The following is a 14,504-nucleotide window of genomic DNA, read 5'->3' as shown; positions in this document are numbered from 1 at the left end:
AAATGTGAGCTTGATCGTCATAGGCGGAGAGTATGTCGGTAGGAAATGACTGATGGGGTGACGTTAAAAGGGCAAAAAAAACCAGAGCCGAGGCTCTGGTCTGTGTCTATCACTGGTTAACTCAATTAACCCAGTAGGCTTAGTGCTGCGTTTGGTGCCTGCTTCGCTTGCGCCAAGATTGAGCTTGATGCTTGCGATAGGATTTGGTTCTTAGTCATCGCCGTCGTTTCTTTCGCGAAGTCGGTATCTTTGATACGGCTCTTCGACGCGTTCACGTTTTCGTTGATGTTATCCAAGTTGTTGATTGCGTGGTTGAAGCGGTTTTGGAATGCACCAAGCTCTGCACGGTGGCTGTCCACGTATTTAAGTGCTGAGTCTAGGATAGCCACCGATTCTTGTGAGCCACCAACAGTTGTTACATCAATCGTGTCAACCGTTACAGCAGTACCCGCTTGCATGTCCAGTTCACCCGCTAGGCCTCCAGAGAATGCCACTGCACCATCCACTTTGTTATTGCCAGCGAATACTTGCAGCTTACCGTCTTGGTCAACAGACGCTTTCACTAAGTCCGTTTGACCATTGATGTACGTCGCTAGCTGTTCAATATCATCACCCGCTTTTGCATTGATAGTGATGGATTGCGCGTCGCCAAAGCTGTCTGTTAGGTCAATCGTCAGATCGTTAGCACCTGCCGCTACGCTCCAGTCTTTATCTTTCGCGTTACCGGCTTGGTAGCTACTGCCACCCATTTGCGAGTTGTCTGAGCGCATATCACGCAGGCTTAGCATCACCGCTTCACCGTTGTCAGCACCAATTTGGAATGACTGAGTACCGTACGTACCATTCAGTAGCTTGTTACCACCAAAAGACGTGGTTTCTGCGATACGGTTCAGCTCGTCGTTTAGTGCCGTCACTTCTTCTTGAATCGCAACACGCTCAGCTTTTGAGTTGGAGCCGTTTGCTGATTGAAGTGATAGGTCACGCATACGTTGCAGGATGTTGGTGGTCTCGTTCATCGCACCTTCCGCCGTTTGTGCGATAGAGATACCGTCGTTGGCGTTACGTACTGCAACATCCAGACCACGGCTTTGCACGTTCAAACGGTTAGAGATTTGTAGACCCGCTGCGTCGTCTTTCGCGCTGTTGATTTTGTGGCCTGAAGACAAACGCTCCATTGAAGCTTGTTGAGCTTGGTTCGCGTTATTTAGGTAACGCTGCGCTGTCATCGCTGATACGTTTGTATTTACATTCACTGCCATGGTGTTTCTCCAATTGATTTTCCGGTGTAGCGGTTTCCGACGTCTCGGAAAACCAAGTAGTTCTCTCAAAGTTAATCTTTTAACGACGCGGCGAAAAAAACCTTTAGGAAAAAACGGAAAAAAATTAAATAAAACATCCGTTTGGTCAGGAAGTGAGCAGATGGCAACAATTTGCCAAAAAAGCGCTAAAGTTCGGTAAGGGGCGGCCGAAACAGTCAGATTTTTTCAATAAAAATTAGCTTGGAGAGTACGGAATGTCAGGGGTTGAGGTAACACGAGGTTAAGTGGATAAACAGATTTCTGGTGGCCTAAAAAAGAAAAAGCCCCTTTTCCTTTGAGAGAACTGGGGCTGGGGTGGAAGCCATGGCCTGTGCGGAGATCAAGAGAAATGAACACAATCCGGCATTCCGACATACCTTATGGCCGTATCAGGGCAAGTTGAGAGAGAGAGCCCCAACACTTTCACAAGGTATGCTTGCCAAGCAATAAGATAATTACGCCACGTCTGGCTAGGTATCCTCTGCTTTATCTGGACGTCTTACTATTGTAGTAGTGACATCGCAGAGTTAGGCAACTGTTTCGCTTGAGCTAGAATCGAGGTACCTGCTTGTTGCAGGATCTGGTTCTTAGTCATAGCGGTTGTCTCTTTAGCAAAATCGGTATCCTTGATGCGGCTATTCGACGCTTCAACGTTTTCTTGGATGTTCGCTAAGTTATTAATACTGTGGCTCAGGCGGTTTTGCTTCGCACCAAGGTCTGCACGTTGTGAATCGACATACTTCAGAGCTGAATCCAATACAGAGATTGCATTCTGTGAACCCGCTACCGTGGTCATATCGATATCTTGTACTGTGGTTTGCACGCCAACGTTAGTGAGATCTAGGTCTGTTGCTAGACCACCTGAGATCGTCACCGCACCATCAAGATCTGGCTCCGCGATAAAAATTTGCAGTTCACCGTTGTCACCAACCGATGCACTCACCAAGTCAGATTGACCGTTAATGTAGGTCGCTAGCTGCTCAATGTCATCACCCGCCTTCGCTGCGATATCTACCGTTACTGCTTCGCCCGCTTTCGTGGTGAACTCAAATTTTAAGTCGGCAGCGTTAGGGTCTACCGACCAGCTTGAATCTTTTGCATTTGTCGCAGTAAACGTCGTACCACCCATACGGAAATCATCAGCACGGATGCTGGTTAGCCCCATAATCATAGCTTCACCAGAGTTGGCACCAATTTGGAATGATGCATCGCCAAACGAACCGTTAAGCAAACGACGTCCACCAAATGACGTGGTTTCCGCAATACGGTTTAGCTCTGCTTGCAATGCTGTCGATTCTTCATTGATAGCTTGACGCTCTGACGCCGAGTTAGTGCCGTTTGATGATTGAATCGCAAGATCACGCATACGCTGCAGAATATTGGTCGACTCATTCATCGCCCCTTCTGCCGTTTGTGCAATCGAGATACCGTCGTTGGCGTTTCGCATTGCCACGTCCAAACCACGAGACTGCGCAGTTAGGCGGTTAGAAATTTGCAGACCTGCTGCATCATCTTTGGCACTGTTAATTTTATGGCCTGATGACAAACGTTCCATCGACGTATTTAAGTCATTCGAGGACTTATTGAGGTAACGCTGTGCGGTCATCGCAGAAACGTTAGTACTTACTGTAATTGCCATTTTGCTCTCCTAAATGAGTTCGCAAGCGCTTCAAGTTGGATTGCGAAGCGGCCAGATAGCCGTTGGCAACGACTGACCGTCTACATCCACCTGATACCCCGTATCAGATGGAGTATCTGTTCAAATTCTCTGCCTGAGCCCTACCCGAATGGCAAAGCACAGTGGTTCAACTTAGTTAATACAAATCTCGTGCCAAGTTTTTTACCTTAAATCAAATTTCACTTAACTTATGAGAAATCAATAAATTAAAAAGAAAACACTCACAACATAAATAAATAGTAAACTCGTTTGCACTCGCTAGTGATAACGGTGGCAATACCACCACTACTCGATTTGCCGCCTCAACTCTCTGCACCTATGGCTAAGCACATAGGGCAACCGATAAGCCGAAGCGCGACACATCAGAGATAGTTAAACAGAGTTAAGTCTTTGGTTTTCCCAAACGCTTGCTGTGATGCTTGCAGTGCTCTCGTATTCTCTTCAAATTCAATCACCGCTTTGGAGTAATCAAGATCCTCAAAATGACTCTTCGATCTCGCTAAAGCGAGTTTGTAATCTTCATTCTGTGATTCTTGTATATCCAGTGTATTCAGCCTCGCACCGATATCCGTTCTAGCTTTGGTCAGATGTAAGAACGCTTGATGAAATTCTTCCGTAAATTGGTGTAACTTAGCAGTTGCCGACGCATCGGAAACATCATTGTCAAGCCACTTAATCGTTTGATTAAACGTATCAAGAACACTAAATTGTTTTTTTGGAGTCAGCTCAATACTGTCACCGGCATTGATCTGCCCCTTGATTGTAATATTGAGTTCTTTGTAGTTAACGCCGGTGGTCGGCTCATAGTCTTCTACTTGAACGATCTTCCCATTACGCTCCAGCTGATACGCAAAGTTGTTCTGTCCCATGTCAACAAAGGTGACCTTATATTTACCGTCGTCTCTGGGATCTTCGTTCTCAGCTCGATTGAGTAGAAGCTCTGATTTATTGGTTAACGAATAGTCTGGCTGATAGTCACCGAATGGGTTCTCTATTTCCATAAACAACTTACTGCCAGGATCGCTGGTGATAATCTCCATACTATTAGAGATACGCATTTTTCTCTGATAGTCATCCCCCACGTAGCTAACATCACCGTTGTTGTCACGAAGAAATGGCTGAAATTTGGGCTTGGTGCCCGCAAATACATAGTTTCCCGATTCATCTTGGCTATTCGCCAGAGCAATGAAGTTCCTTGTAAGCTCTTCTATTTCACGTGCTTTTGCTTCTCTATCTTGTGTAGATAAAGCACCATTGATCGACTCCATGGTCAATCGCTTCGCTTTATCAGAGAACTGTTCCGTTTCTCTGATCATTACTTCTTGGTTCTCCAGTCTATTTCTAGTAAGTACGATTGCATCGTTATACTGTTCCAACTGCTTAGACTGCTGACCCACTTTTTGCAAATAGTGAACAGCGAGTGGGTCATCCGCTGGCTTTTGTAACTGTTTCCCCGACGCGAGTTGAGCCTGATTATGGTGAATTTTGTTTTCCTGACGACGCAGGTCATTTTGAACAGTTTGATAGTTATGAAAACTAGAAATGCGATTCATCATGTTCCATCACCTCCTATCGCAACGCCAAAATGGTATCGAACGTTTCATTAGCCGCCTGCATCACACGAGACGAGGCCATATAGGCCTGCTGAAATTTCATCATGTTTGCTGCTTCTTCGTCCAAATTTACGCCCGATATAGACGCAACCCGACTTTGAGCGGATTCGTGTTCAAGATTGGCGACCTCTTGCAATCGCGCCGCTGTAGAAGCCTGCAAACCTACGTCAGTATTCAAGTTATGATAGATATCTACGATTGTTGAGTCGCCACCATTAACAGACTTGTCGGTTTGAATGTTGAGCATCTTGCGTAAATTCCCGTTATCACCAACCGAAACAGTTAAGTTGGCCGTAAATTTGTCATTCGGCAGAGCACCAGCGGACAATTCAAAGGTCGTCCCCATTACGGTAACAGGCTCCTTTGGGGGATAGCACTGAGGCTCAAGAACAACCTTGCCTTTTGTATCTGTAACCGCGAATTCTTCACCTGTTGGTGAAACGATAACTTCAAACTCTCGTAACTCTCCGGCAGCTAGGAGTTTAAAGCTCGCCGTACCTAGCGCCTGCGTCGTTGAAGCTTCAAAACTCTGAGCCGTAATTCGGCTTGGGTCGGTGGTTTGCGTCTCTAGTTCGGCAGCCCCATTCCGAGTTGGCCGAATTAGAAATCGCTCGCCAGTCTCAGGTTCCTCATTGATTACCACAAAAAAACCGTCCAGATAAAACCCTGAGTCCTGCTCTTCAAGCTGTACCGTTTCGCCAGTTGGTTTGGTCACGATATAGTTGTTACCGTCATAACGAACTGCATATTCTCCCCCCTTCAATTGCTCTGTATTAGCAATATACACAGCAATATCAGCTTCAGAGTCTTTTGAAGTCACAACCCGAGTTCTGGCAATGCGGTCACTGTTAGGATCAACAAAGATGTCCCGACCTATACGACCATTGAGATCGATACCTTGTCTTTGAAGTTTATTTACTTGATGAGAAAAAACCGTAGACAGTCTTCCCAGTTCATCCATTAAATTAGGCACATCTTTGTCCCTAAAATCCAGCATCCCTTCAATTTTTCCGCCAATATCATCTGGCTTAATGGCTTTGATCCCTTTTCCTTCTATCATCGCCAAGCGTCGTTGGTGAACGTCGGGGTGACCGTCGATCATCTTCAACTGGCTGGCCTCAGTTCCAGAAACAAGTGTATGACCATTACCAATATGAACGTTAAACCCTTCCGACTCAGCCCTTGGGGTCACCGTCACTTTGGTATATTCTGACAGCTCCTTGACTAACATCTCATGCTTATCCATGAGATCAATATGTGGCCCCGGCATTTTGGTCATCAACCGATGAACATCTCTGATCTCTAATGCGAGCTGATTGACGCGCTCAATACTCATATCGAGCTTCTTATTTGCCGTATCTGCTTGCTCTCGAATAGACTCATGGAAGTTGTTCATGGTTTGACGTATCAGTTCAGCTTTCTCGAGCACCACCTTTCGTGCACCTACATCATTCGGTGTATCAGCGAGCGTTTTGACCGAATCAAACCAGTCATTGAGGTTTTCTGGTATTTTTTTCGACGCCACCGATGACAGCATGCCCGACAACAAATCGAGATTCGACAAGCTCTCGTTGCGAAAATTCATCTGAGTGGTGGCCATATTGAGCTCTTTGACGGCAAACTGATCCCAAGAGCGGCGAACATTTTCCACATGCACACCCATACCGTAGGTTTGCCCACCAAACTGCCTAGGGTCACTGGCACCCTGAATCACAGATTGACGGCTATAACCCTCTGTATTTGCATTAGAAATGTTATGACCAGTCGTAGTTAACTGTCTCTGAGCTGTTAGTACACTTTGTGACCCTAAGTTCAGAAGATCTGACGCCATATCGCCCCCAAAAACCTCAAAATCGGGCAATAATCATCATGATTTGCCCGTCGTTGATAGTTAAAATGCAACATGCATGCCAAGAGCAAAAACTTATTGGAAGTGAATGTTTTTATGAATAAAAATCGACCAGTGAATGGAAGTTTTTGAAGGTAGAAACGACATCGCCCGGCATGGGTGCCGAGCGATGATTGGTTGAATCGCGATAATGACTAGAGCGCCATACCATCAATCTGTTTTTTCACCCTAAGTACTTTGTCGGCATAACTTGGATCGGTTGCGTAACCAGCTTTGTGAATGTCACGAATGAACGACTCAGAGCCTTCACTGCGGTTTAGCGCCGATTGGTAACGCGGGTTTTCATTCAAGAACTTTACATAGTCATTAAAGCTCTCTTCGTAACTACGATAAGAGCGGAATGCGGCACGCTCTTGCACTGGCACATTTTGGTGGTATTCCAGCGTTTGCGTTGCCACCTTATCACCATCCCAGCTGCGATCGGCTTTGATGTTGAATAGGTTGTTACTGCTACCTTGACTGTTGTTGACCACTTTTTGCCCCCAACCCGTTTCCAGTGCCGCTTGAGCTAGAAGAAGGGAGGAGTCGACACCCAAAGATCTCGCCGCGCGATCGGCATAAGGCTTCAGTGAGCTTACAAAACTTTCTGGCGTTCCAAAGTCGACTTGTTTGACGTTCGTTCTTGTGCCATCCAATCCCAATGCTGCTGCCGTACGACGCGCTTTCGCTTCATCGAACTTCGCTTCACGCTCTGGCAAATCAAACGATTCATTGCGCACACGAAGTTCATGATTACTTGCTGCTTGCGTCTCTGGCGCTCGCGCTGCGCCAAGCTGGGCAACAATCATATCCGCAAGCCCTAAGGAGCCATTGGCACTAAGTTCACTCGACATTTGCTCATCAAGCATTTGACGATAAAACTGGTTATTTTGGTTCATGGATAAGTCCGACTCGAAATGCGTATTCGCATCACGCATCGACTTAAGCATCATAGTAGTAAAGATGGACTCAAACTGACGCGCCGCCGCTTTCAAAGCCGCGTCATCGTCCCCTTCTTTCCCGCTAACGGCTTGCTGACGAAGTTTGTCTAGGCTACCGATATCGTGGATAAAGCCGATATCGTTTGGGTTTTTCATCATGTCAGCGCTCCTAGATTACGATCAGCTGGCCTTCGATAGCGCCTGCTTGTTTAAGCGCTTGCAAGATAGCCATGAGATCAGAAGGCGCTGCGCCTACTTCATTCACCGCTCGAACCAAATCATCCAATGTTAGGCCCGGTTCAAACTTAAACATTTTGCCAGAGCCTTCGGTCACTTGGATGTCTGAGTTCGGCACAACCACGGTTTCGCCACCAGCAAATGCATTCGGCTGACTCACACGAAGGTTTTCTTTGATGGCAACCGTCATTCCACCGTGAGTCACTGCTGCTGGTTTTAGCTTGACGTGTTTACCCACAACGATAGTGCCAGTACGAGAATTAACGATGATTTTTGCGCCGCTGTCGGCGGTATCAAATTCCACGTTTTCAACCGCAGATAGGAAGGCTACACGCTGGCTCAAATCACGTGGGGCCCGAACACGTACTGACGTTGCATCCAATGCGTTCGCCATTTGCGGCCCCAAGAAGTTATTAATGGCATTCGCCATGTTTTGCGCCGTGGTAAAGTCTGACTCCAGTAGGTTGAAGGTGATGTAGTCACCGCGAGAAAATGGGCTTGGTACTTCACGTTCAACCGTCGCACCACTTGAGATCATACCAACAACAGGGTTGTTACCCACAATTTTTGAGCCATCAAGACCTTCTGCGCTAAAACCGCTAACCACGAGGTTACCTTGCGCGACCGCGTACACTTCACCATCCAAACCCTGCATGAAGGTTTGCATCAGTGTCCCGCCACGGAGGCTTTTTGCCGCACCGATAGACGATACGGTGACATCAATCTTTTGTCCCGGCTTTGAAAACGGAGGCAGTTCCGCAGTCACAATCACCGCTGCGACGTTTTTGAATTTAGGCTTGAAACCGATCGGCATTTGAATGCCGAATTTTTCCAGCATTGAGCGAAAGCTCTGCTCAGTAAACGGCGTTTTCTCACCGGTACCCGGAAGACCCGTCACCAAACCATAACCCACCAGTTGGTTACTACGCACACCGGCAACTTCTGACACATCCTTGATGCGTGCCGCTTGTACACTTGCCGCGGCAAAGCACAAACCTAATAGTAAAAACGTAAACTTTTTCATGATGTTACCCTAAAAACAAACAAACCCTCTTAGGAGAGGGTTTGCCGCTTACGATTCGATTAATCCACTCCTATAGGGAGACATTAAAAAATCGTGCCAAGAATCCAGGTTCTTGCATATCTTGTTGGTTTCCAGTGCCAGAATATTGAATTCGTGCGTTAGAAATACGGTTTGACGCAATAGTATTGTCGAACTCAATGTCATCCGGACGGATTGTGCCGCTTAAACGAATGTACTCGTCACCTGTGTTCAATGTCAGCCATTTCTCGCCACGGATCACTAGGTTTCCATTCGCCAGTACCTCAATGACTTCGACAGTAATCGAACCAGAAATGCTGTTGCTCTGGTTTGCCGAGGAATTTCCTTTAAAGTTATTGTCGTTTTTCAGCGCATAAGAGAAATCATAGTCGTTGATCGTCACTGGACGACCGCCTACCTCTAATGGTTCCATCGATGAGTCATTGGCTTTGGATAGATCCGCATCGGCACTTTTAGCCGCTTTCGTCGCCTCATTTAGCTCCACAGTGATGATATCGCCAATACCGCGTGGCTTAGAGTCGTCATACCAATCACGCGCATAGTTGGTGTTAAACAGTGAACCGGTTGCCGCCGCGTAGTGCTCTGGTTTGTTCTTTGGGTGAATCGGCGCCCAAGCGGGATCGTCAGCAACGGGATCCGTTCGGCCACGTAGCGTATCAACAATACCGGTTGATTGAGAGCGATCACCCTCGACGGCATCCACTGCTGTAGTGCTATCAGCGACTTCGTCAACGGTTTCTTGCGGTCCAAACTGCGCACAACCAGACAATACAGCCAATAGCGAGATACAAAACAGTTTTTTCATAAGTCAGGCCTCTTGCTATAACTGTTGGTTAGCAAAGCTCATCATCTTGTCGACGGACGAGATCACTTTGGAGTTCATTTCATATACGCGCTGAGCTTCAATCATGTTGACCAGCTCTTCCGTCACGTTAACGTTTGACGTTTCTAGCGTCGATTGACGAATTTTGCCAAAACCATCAAGACCTGGAATGCCTTCGTTTGGATCGCCACTGGCACCCGTCGGCAAGTAAAGGTTTTGACCAATTGGTTCAAGGCCACCTGGGTTAATGAAATCAACGGTCGTAATGTTGCCCACCACCTGATTATCTTGCTGACCACGTACGCGTACTGACACTTCACCATCCGTACCCACGGTAATCGAAATTGCATCTTCTGGAATGGCGATTTCTGGCTCTAGCGCATATCCAGCACCCGACGTAACAATGATACCTTCATCATTTAATGTGAACTGACCATTTCGGCTATAACCGATGTTGCCGTCTGGCATCAAAACTTGGAAGAAACCGTCGCCTTCGATCATCATATCCAGACTGTTCGTCGTAGTTTGAGCATTGCCAGGTGTATGGATTTTCTGAGTCGCCACCACTTTAGAACCTGCACCCAGCATTAGGCCGCTAGGCAGTTCTGTGTTTTGAGATGACTGGCCACCAGGCTGGTTAATATTCTGGTAAAACAAATCTTCAAATACCGCGCGGCTTTTTTTGTAGCCAACGGTAGAGGCGTTCGCCAAGTTGTTTGAGATGGTTGAAATATTGGTTTGCTGTGCGTCTAAGCCAGTTTTACTTACCCAAAGTGCCGGATGCATATTCTTCCCCTATGTCCTTACCATTAACCCATGCGAAGCAGCGAGTTAGACGACTTGTCCATTTCTTCTGCTGTGCTCATGAGTTTTACCTGCATCTCAAACTGACGCTGCAGATCAATTAAACTTGTCATTTCACCAACGGCATTCACGTTACTGCCCTCGACCGCGCCGGTCATCAGTTGCACAGCCGCGGAGGCTTCAAAGCCAAGTGCTGGATCTTTACTGCGGAACAAACCGTTGGTGTCTTTGAATAGTGAGCGGTTATCCGTGTTAGTAAGCTTGATGCGATCTACTACTTCCATCTCATCCGCTGGTGCGTCCTGAGGAATAACCGACACCGTGCCATCACGGCCGATTTCGATTTTTCGTAGTGGAATGGGAACCGTGATCGGAGTGCCATTCTCACCGAGAACCAAATGGCCATTGCTGTTAGCCAAAAGACCATTTTGATCAACGCGCAAACTGCCGTTTCGTGTCAGTCCCTCTTTACCGGTTTTATCCAGTACAGAAATCCAACCCTGACCTTCAATCGTGACATCAAGGTCGCGACCTGTGGTCACAACGCTGCCTTGCTCGAAGCTATGTCCCGGACGCTCTGTCATGCTAAACACGCGACTAGGCATACCTTCACCATACGCTTGCATTGAGCGCGCTTGGGCAAGGTCGGCGCGAAAGCCAGGTGTGCTTGCGTTAGCAAGGTTGTTCGCTCTTAGTTGCAAAGCCTGCATATTTTGCTTCGCTCCGCTCATGGCGAGGTACAGGGCACGATCCATTGATAGCTCCAATATTCAAAGTACTGAAGCTATAAAGCAATCTCTGTGCCAATATTTATTTTCTTTACTTATCAATTAGATGAAGTATTTGACCATGATTAATTGTCAGTTCGGCAAGGAAAAGAAGTGCGGCAATGGCAAAGAAAAACGGCAACGTGGCACCGGGCGGCAAAAGGAAAGGAGTAAAATCCATGAGGCCACGCGACAGGTAAACACCTATCACGTGGTCAAAAGTCATCCAGAAACCGACGATTAACGGATTTGCAGGATGTTTTGTTGTAGCTGGTTGTGTACGTCCAATGCGCGAGAGTTCGCTTGGAAGTTACGCTGAGCTGAAATCAAGTCCACCAACTCTTGAGTCATGTCGATGTTCGACTGCTCAAGGGTGCCATTGTTAACGGCACCAAAGGAGCCTTTGTTAGATTCACCCCAGATTTTTTCACCTGATGCAGAAGTCGCATCCCACTGAGTGCCGCCTTTCTTGTCAAGACCTTGCTCGTTAGCAACACGAACCAATGCCACACGACCAAGGTTCACGTTTTTGCCGTTTGAGTAAGTTCCCAACACGTTACCCGCTTCATCAAAATCAACTTTGGTCAAAAAGCCTGGCATTGCGCCATCTTCATCAAGCTTAGTGATCTCAAACGGAGCAGCAAATGACGTGTGCGTACCCAGTTTCATGTTGATTGCCTGTGCAGGGTCAGCGTCGTTCATGTCAATCCCTGCCGTTGCGAAGTCGACGGTTTTCACCGGTGCGCCACCGTTCACCTGGTTAAAAGTACCGTCGTTTTTAAACGTAATGGAGTGACCTACGTGACCGTTAGCAGCGGTCGTGTCACCGGCTTCGATGTTCAGTGGTTTTTCGCCTTGCCCATCCGTTAGTGTGTAGAACGCATTCCAAGTGTTTGGCGTGGCTGGGTTGCTTGATTTAAGGTAGTAGGTGGTCATCTTGTAAGACTGACCTTTTGAATCGGTCACTGTTACCGATGTTGCACGGTCATATGACGTTTCATCGTTAAAGTTAAACAGTGTCGGATCGTTTTCTTCCGCGCTCGCTGGCAGGTTCGCACCTAGCTCAACGTTTTTCGTCGCTTCAGGAACACCATACTCTGCTCGAACTTCAATCGGCTCTGCTTCATAAGACGTTACTTGGTCAGTTTTTGGATCGACCTTATAACCAAGCAGGAACTCGTCGTTAGACGTCACGAGCATGTTATCTTTGTTTAAGTGAAACGCACCGTTACGCGTCAGTTCGTTTTGCTGCGGAGTAAGGCGATCTTTTGCCACGGCAAAGAAACCTGTCCCGCTAATACGAAGATCCATTGGGTTATTAGTATAAATACTTGATCCTTCATGGAACTGCTGCGCGACTTTGCTCGCCTGTGCACCACCACCCGGAGTGGTTTTTGCGTTAGTGAACAAAGAGTTTGAGTACACATCACCAAACTCAGCACGCGACTCTTTAAAGCCGTAAGTGTTAGCGTTGGCAATGTTGTTACTGGTGGTGTTCAGATCTAGCTGTGCCGCAGATAGACCGCTTAAAGATACATATGACATTCCTAATCTCCTAATCTAACCAGCGGTTATGCTTTGCCGACTTCCAGTACTTCTGCTAGTCGAACTGGACTTTCAAAGCCAGCTAGGTTGAGCAGTACGTTTCCATCGCCTTTACCAAGAAGTACGCTGTTGACGTTAGCGTACGTCGACACTTCAAACTCTCGGCTTTCTCCTTCCATCAAGCCAGATGCTTTCACTCTGTACTTGCCAGCAGGCATTGGATTACCTTGATCATCTTTGCCGTCCCACTCTACGCGCGCATCGCCACCAGGCTGTGCACCCACATCGAAGGTACGAACCAATTGACCCATTTCATTTTCTACACGAACAAGCACGTTATCCATTGATTGCGGCAGCTTCACCATTGCCGCCATACCAGCATCAGCAGGTTTAATTCCTGCCGCACCCGGCACCAGCACGTCACGTCCTACTAACGAAGACGCTTGCAGCGCTTGGTTAGAGGTCATCGATGAATTAAGGCTTTCGAACTGAGTGTTCATTTTGCCAATGCCATCAACGGTCGCGAACGACGCCATTTGCGCAATCATTTGGTCATTACTGACCGGCTTAAACGGATCCTGTTGAGACAGCTGCTTAGTGAGTAGTGACAGGAAATCTTCTTGTTTCAGATCCTGTTTACCCGTGCTCTCTTCAGTCTTGCTTTGATCTTGCAGTTTTTTTAATTGGTCAAGGTAGGATAAACTGCCTTGACCAACATTGTTGATTCCAGCCATGTGCTATCTCCTATCTCTATTTACCCATTCGCAGCGTGCTCATGAGCATCTGCTTACTCGCGTCCGCTACCTGAACATTAGTCTGGTAAGAGCGAGACGCAGAGATCATGTTTGCCATCTCTTCCATCACGTTAACGTTCGGCTTATAGATGTAGCCTTCGTCGTTTGCTAATGGATGATCTGGGTTGTACTCCGCGCTCAGTGGTTTATCACTTTCCACAATGCCCATCACTTTCACAGGCACTGTATGGTCGCGGTTATATTTTGCTTTGCTCAGCTCAGCACCAAACACGGCATGGCGTGCCTTGTAGGTGTCTTTTGCTGAACTACTAATGCTGTCGGCATTCGCGAGGTTACTAGAAGTGGTGTTTAGACGAACCGATTCGGCGCTCATCGCGCTACCCGTTACATTGAAAACGTTAAATAAGCTCATCTAAATTACTCCCCTTTGATCGCTTTGGTCATGTTTTTGAACTTGCTTCCTAGAAAATCAATAGAAGCTTGGTGGCGCAATTGGTTCTGCATGAACAAGTTTCGTTCTAGATCTACATCGACGGTATTGCCATCGCCCGTATCTGGTTGAGTCGGCGTGCGATACAGCACTTCGCCAGAAACATTGGTGGAGGCAGAAATATGCCGTCCATCAGTGCGGCTAAGACCAATACTTGCCCCTGAGCTTGCCGCTTTTAACGCACGGTCAAAGTCCATCCCTTTCGCCTTAAAGCCAGGGGTATTTGCCTGTGCAATATTGGTAGAGATGACTTCTGCATTCTTTTCACGTACCCCGACGGTATGTTGGTGAATGCCTAGTGCATTGTTAAAAGAGATGGCCATTTAAACCTCATCGTTCAAAAACAGGTGCCTGTCATAGTTACAAAGCAATATCCGCGCCAAAAATGTTTGCCAATGTGAAAATTGCCTTCATTTTCGTGTAAGCGGACGATTTAGTGAGTGCTATAACGAAAACTGTCTAGCAAACACTGCGCCAAGAAGGCGTTGGATGATTAGGAATGTCATCGCACCGCTCATCCAAAGCGGCACTAAGGGTGAGCATAGCAAATATCAAGTAGGGTGAGGCGTTACCGCCTCATCCCTCTTACAGAACCGTACGTA

Annotated in this window: 14 protein-coding genes; all 14 read right to left on the bottom strand. The window is 47.2% G+C overall.

Annotation, left to right across the window (positions count from 1 at the left end; genetic code table 11):
• Positions 1 to 125: 125 nt before the first annotated feature.
• Positions 126 to 1,259: a flagellin gene (locus tag ACJB0T_RS14390; protein ID WP_479290873.1), complete on the bottom strand. Its 1,134-nt coding sequence runs from the start codon at positions 1,257 to 1,259 to the stop codon at positions 126 to 128.
• A 541-nt stretch (positions 1,260 to 1,800) separates the two neighbouring features.
• On the bottom strand, positions 1,801 to 2,937 hold the full coding sequence (locus ACJB0T_RS14385; RefSeq protein WP_479290874.1) for a flagellin: 1,137 nt from the start codon (positions 2,935 to 2,937) through the stop codon (positions 1,801 to 1,803).
• 401 nt (positions 2,938 to 3,338) lie between these two features.
• Positions 3,339 to 4,532 (bottom strand): flagellar hook-associated protein FlgL, encoded by a 1,194-nt coding sequence (flgL, locus tag ACJB0T_RS14380; protein ID WP_479290875.1) that lies wholly within the window; start codon positions 4,530 to 4,532, stop codon positions 3,339 to 3,341.
• Between the two features lie 13 nt (positions 4,533 to 4,545).
• Complete coding sequence (gene flgK / locus ACJB0T_RS14375; protein WP_479290876.1) at positions 4,546 to 6,420, bottom strand: flagellar hook-associated protein FlgK; 1,875 nt, start codon at positions 6,418 to 6,420, stop codon at positions 4,546 to 4,548.
• A gap of 212 nt (positions 6,421 to 6,632) precedes the next feature.
• A complete protein-coding gene (gene flgJ, locus ACJB0T_RS14370) occupies positions 6,633 to 7,577 on the bottom strand; it encodes a flagellar assembly peptidoglycan hydrolase FlgJ (RefSeq protein WP_479290877.1) in 945 nt (314 codons plus the stop codon).
• A 10-nt stretch (positions 7,578 to 7,587) separates the two neighbouring features.
• Positions 7,588 to 8,679, bottom strand: coding sequence for a flagellar basal body P-ring protein FlgI (locus ACJB0T_RS14365; RefSeq protein WP_479290878.1), 1,092 nt, complete (start codon positions 8,677 to 8,679; stop codon positions 7,588 to 7,590).
• Between the two features lie 70 nt (positions 8,680 to 8,749).
• A complete protein-coding gene (gene flgH / locus ACJB0T_RS14360) occupies positions 8,750 to 9,523 on the bottom strand; it encodes a flagellar basal body L-ring protein FlgH (RefSeq protein ID WP_479290879.1) in 774 nt (257 codons plus the stop codon).
• 15 nt (positions 9,524 to 9,538) lie between these two features.
• Positions 9,539 to 10,327 (bottom strand): flagellar basal-body rod protein FlgG, encoded by a 789-nt coding sequence (gene flgG, locus ACJB0T_RS14355; RefSeq protein WP_112462175.1) that lies wholly within the window; start codon positions 10,325 to 10,327, stop codon positions 9,539 to 9,541.
• 23 nt (positions 10,328 to 10,350) lie between these two features.
• Positions 10,351 to 11,100, bottom strand: a complete 750-nt coding sequence (gene flgF / locus ACJB0T_RS14350) for a flagellar basal-body rod protein FlgF (protein WP_479290880.1) — start codon at positions 11,098 to 11,100, stop codon at positions 10,351 to 10,353.
• A 64-nt stretch (positions 11,101 to 11,164) separates the two neighbouring features.
• Positions 11,165 to 11,338, bottom strand: a complete 174-nt coding sequence (locus ACJB0T_RS14345) for a hypothetical protein (protein ID WP_479290881.1) — start codon at positions 11,336 to 11,338, stop codon at positions 11,165 to 11,167.
• 14 nt (positions 11,339 to 11,352) lie between these two features.
• The gene (gene flgE, locus ACJB0T_RS14340; RefSeq protein ID WP_479290882.1) at positions 11,353 to 12,657 is read right to left on the bottom strand and encodes a flagellar hook protein FlgE; all 1,305 of its coding nucleotides are present in this window, start codon (positions 12,655 to 12,657) and stop codon (positions 11,353 to 11,355) included.
• Positions 12,658 to 12,683: 26 nt separating this feature from the next.
• Positions 12,684 to 13,391 (bottom strand): flagellar hook assembly protein FlgD, encoded by a 708-nt coding sequence (gene flgD, locus ACJB0T_RS14335; protein WP_338164997.1) that lies wholly within the window; start codon positions 13,389 to 13,391, stop codon positions 12,684 to 12,686.
• Between the two features lie 16 nt (positions 13,392 to 13,407).
• Positions 13,408 to 13,824: a flagellar basal body rod protein FlgC gene (gene flgC, locus ACJB0T_RS14330; RefSeq protein WP_042496991.1), complete on the bottom strand. Its 417-nt coding sequence runs from the start codon at positions 13,822 to 13,824 to the stop codon at positions 13,408 to 13,410.
• A gap of 5 nt (positions 13,825 to 13,829) precedes the next feature.
• Positions 13,830 to 14,225, bottom strand: coding sequence for a flagellar basal body rod protein FlgB (gene flgB, locus ACJB0T_RS14325; RefSeq protein ID WP_042496988.1), 396 nt, complete (start codon positions 14,223 to 14,225; stop codon positions 13,830 to 13,832).
• Positions 14,226 to 14,504 lie beyond the last annotated feature (279 nt).

Source organism: Vibrio sp. CB1-5 (assembly GCF_059412285.1).
This window is presented reverse-complemented; position numbering and strand designations above follow the sequence as displayed.

Coding starts and splice junctions, on each gene's coding strand:
- ACJB0T_RS14390 (WP_479290873.1), bottom strand. CDS start 1,259: ATGGCAGTGAATGTAAATACAAACGTATCAGCGATGACAGCGCAGCGT.
- ACJB0T_RS14385 (WP_479290874.1), bottom strand. CDS start 2,937: ATGGCAATTACAGTAAGTACTAACGTTTCTGCGATGACCGCACAGCGT.
- flgL (WP_479290875.1), bottom strand. CDS start 4,532: ATGATGAATCGCATTTCTAGTTTTCATAACTATCAAACTGTTCAAAAT.
- flgK (WP_479290876.1), bottom strand. CDS start 6,420: ATGGCGTCAGATCTTCTGAACTTAGGGTCACAAAGTGTACTAACAGCT.
- flgJ (WP_479290877.1), bottom strand. CDS start 7,577: ATGATGAAAAACCCAAACGATATCGGCTTTATCCACGATATCGGTAGC.
- ACJB0T_RS14365 (WP_479290878.1), bottom strand. CDS start 8,679: ATGAAAAAGTTTACGTTTTTACTATTAGGTTTGTGCTTTGCCGCGGCA.
- flgH (WP_479290879.1), bottom strand. CDS start 9,523: ATGAAAAAACTGTTTTGTATCTCGCTATTGGCTGTATTGTCTGGTTGT.
- flgG (WP_112462175.1), bottom strand. CDS start 10,327: ATGCATCCGGCACTTTGGGTAAGTAAAACTGGCTTAGACGCACAGCAA.
- flgF (WP_479290880.1), bottom strand. CDS start 11,100: ATGGATCGTGCCCTGTACCTCGCCATGAGCGGAGCGAAGCAAAATATG.
- ACJB0T_RS14345 (WP_479290881.1), bottom strand. CDS start 11,338: ATGACTTTTGACCACGTGATAGGTGTTTACCTGTCGCGTGGCCTCATG.
- flgE (WP_479290882.1), bottom strand. CDS start 12,657: ATGTCATATGTATCTTTAAGCGGTCTATCTGCGGCACAGCTAGATCTG.
- flgD (WP_338164997.1), bottom strand. CDS start 13,391: ATGGCTGGAATCAACAATGTTGGTCAAGGCAGTTTATCCTACCTTGAC.
- flgC (WP_042496991.1), bottom strand. CDS start 13,824: ATGAGCTTATTTAACGTTTTCAATGTAACGGGTAGCGCGATGAGCGCC.
- flgB (WP_042496988.1), bottom strand. CDS start 14,225: ATGGCCATCTCTTTTAACAATGCACTAGGCATTCACCAACATACCGTC.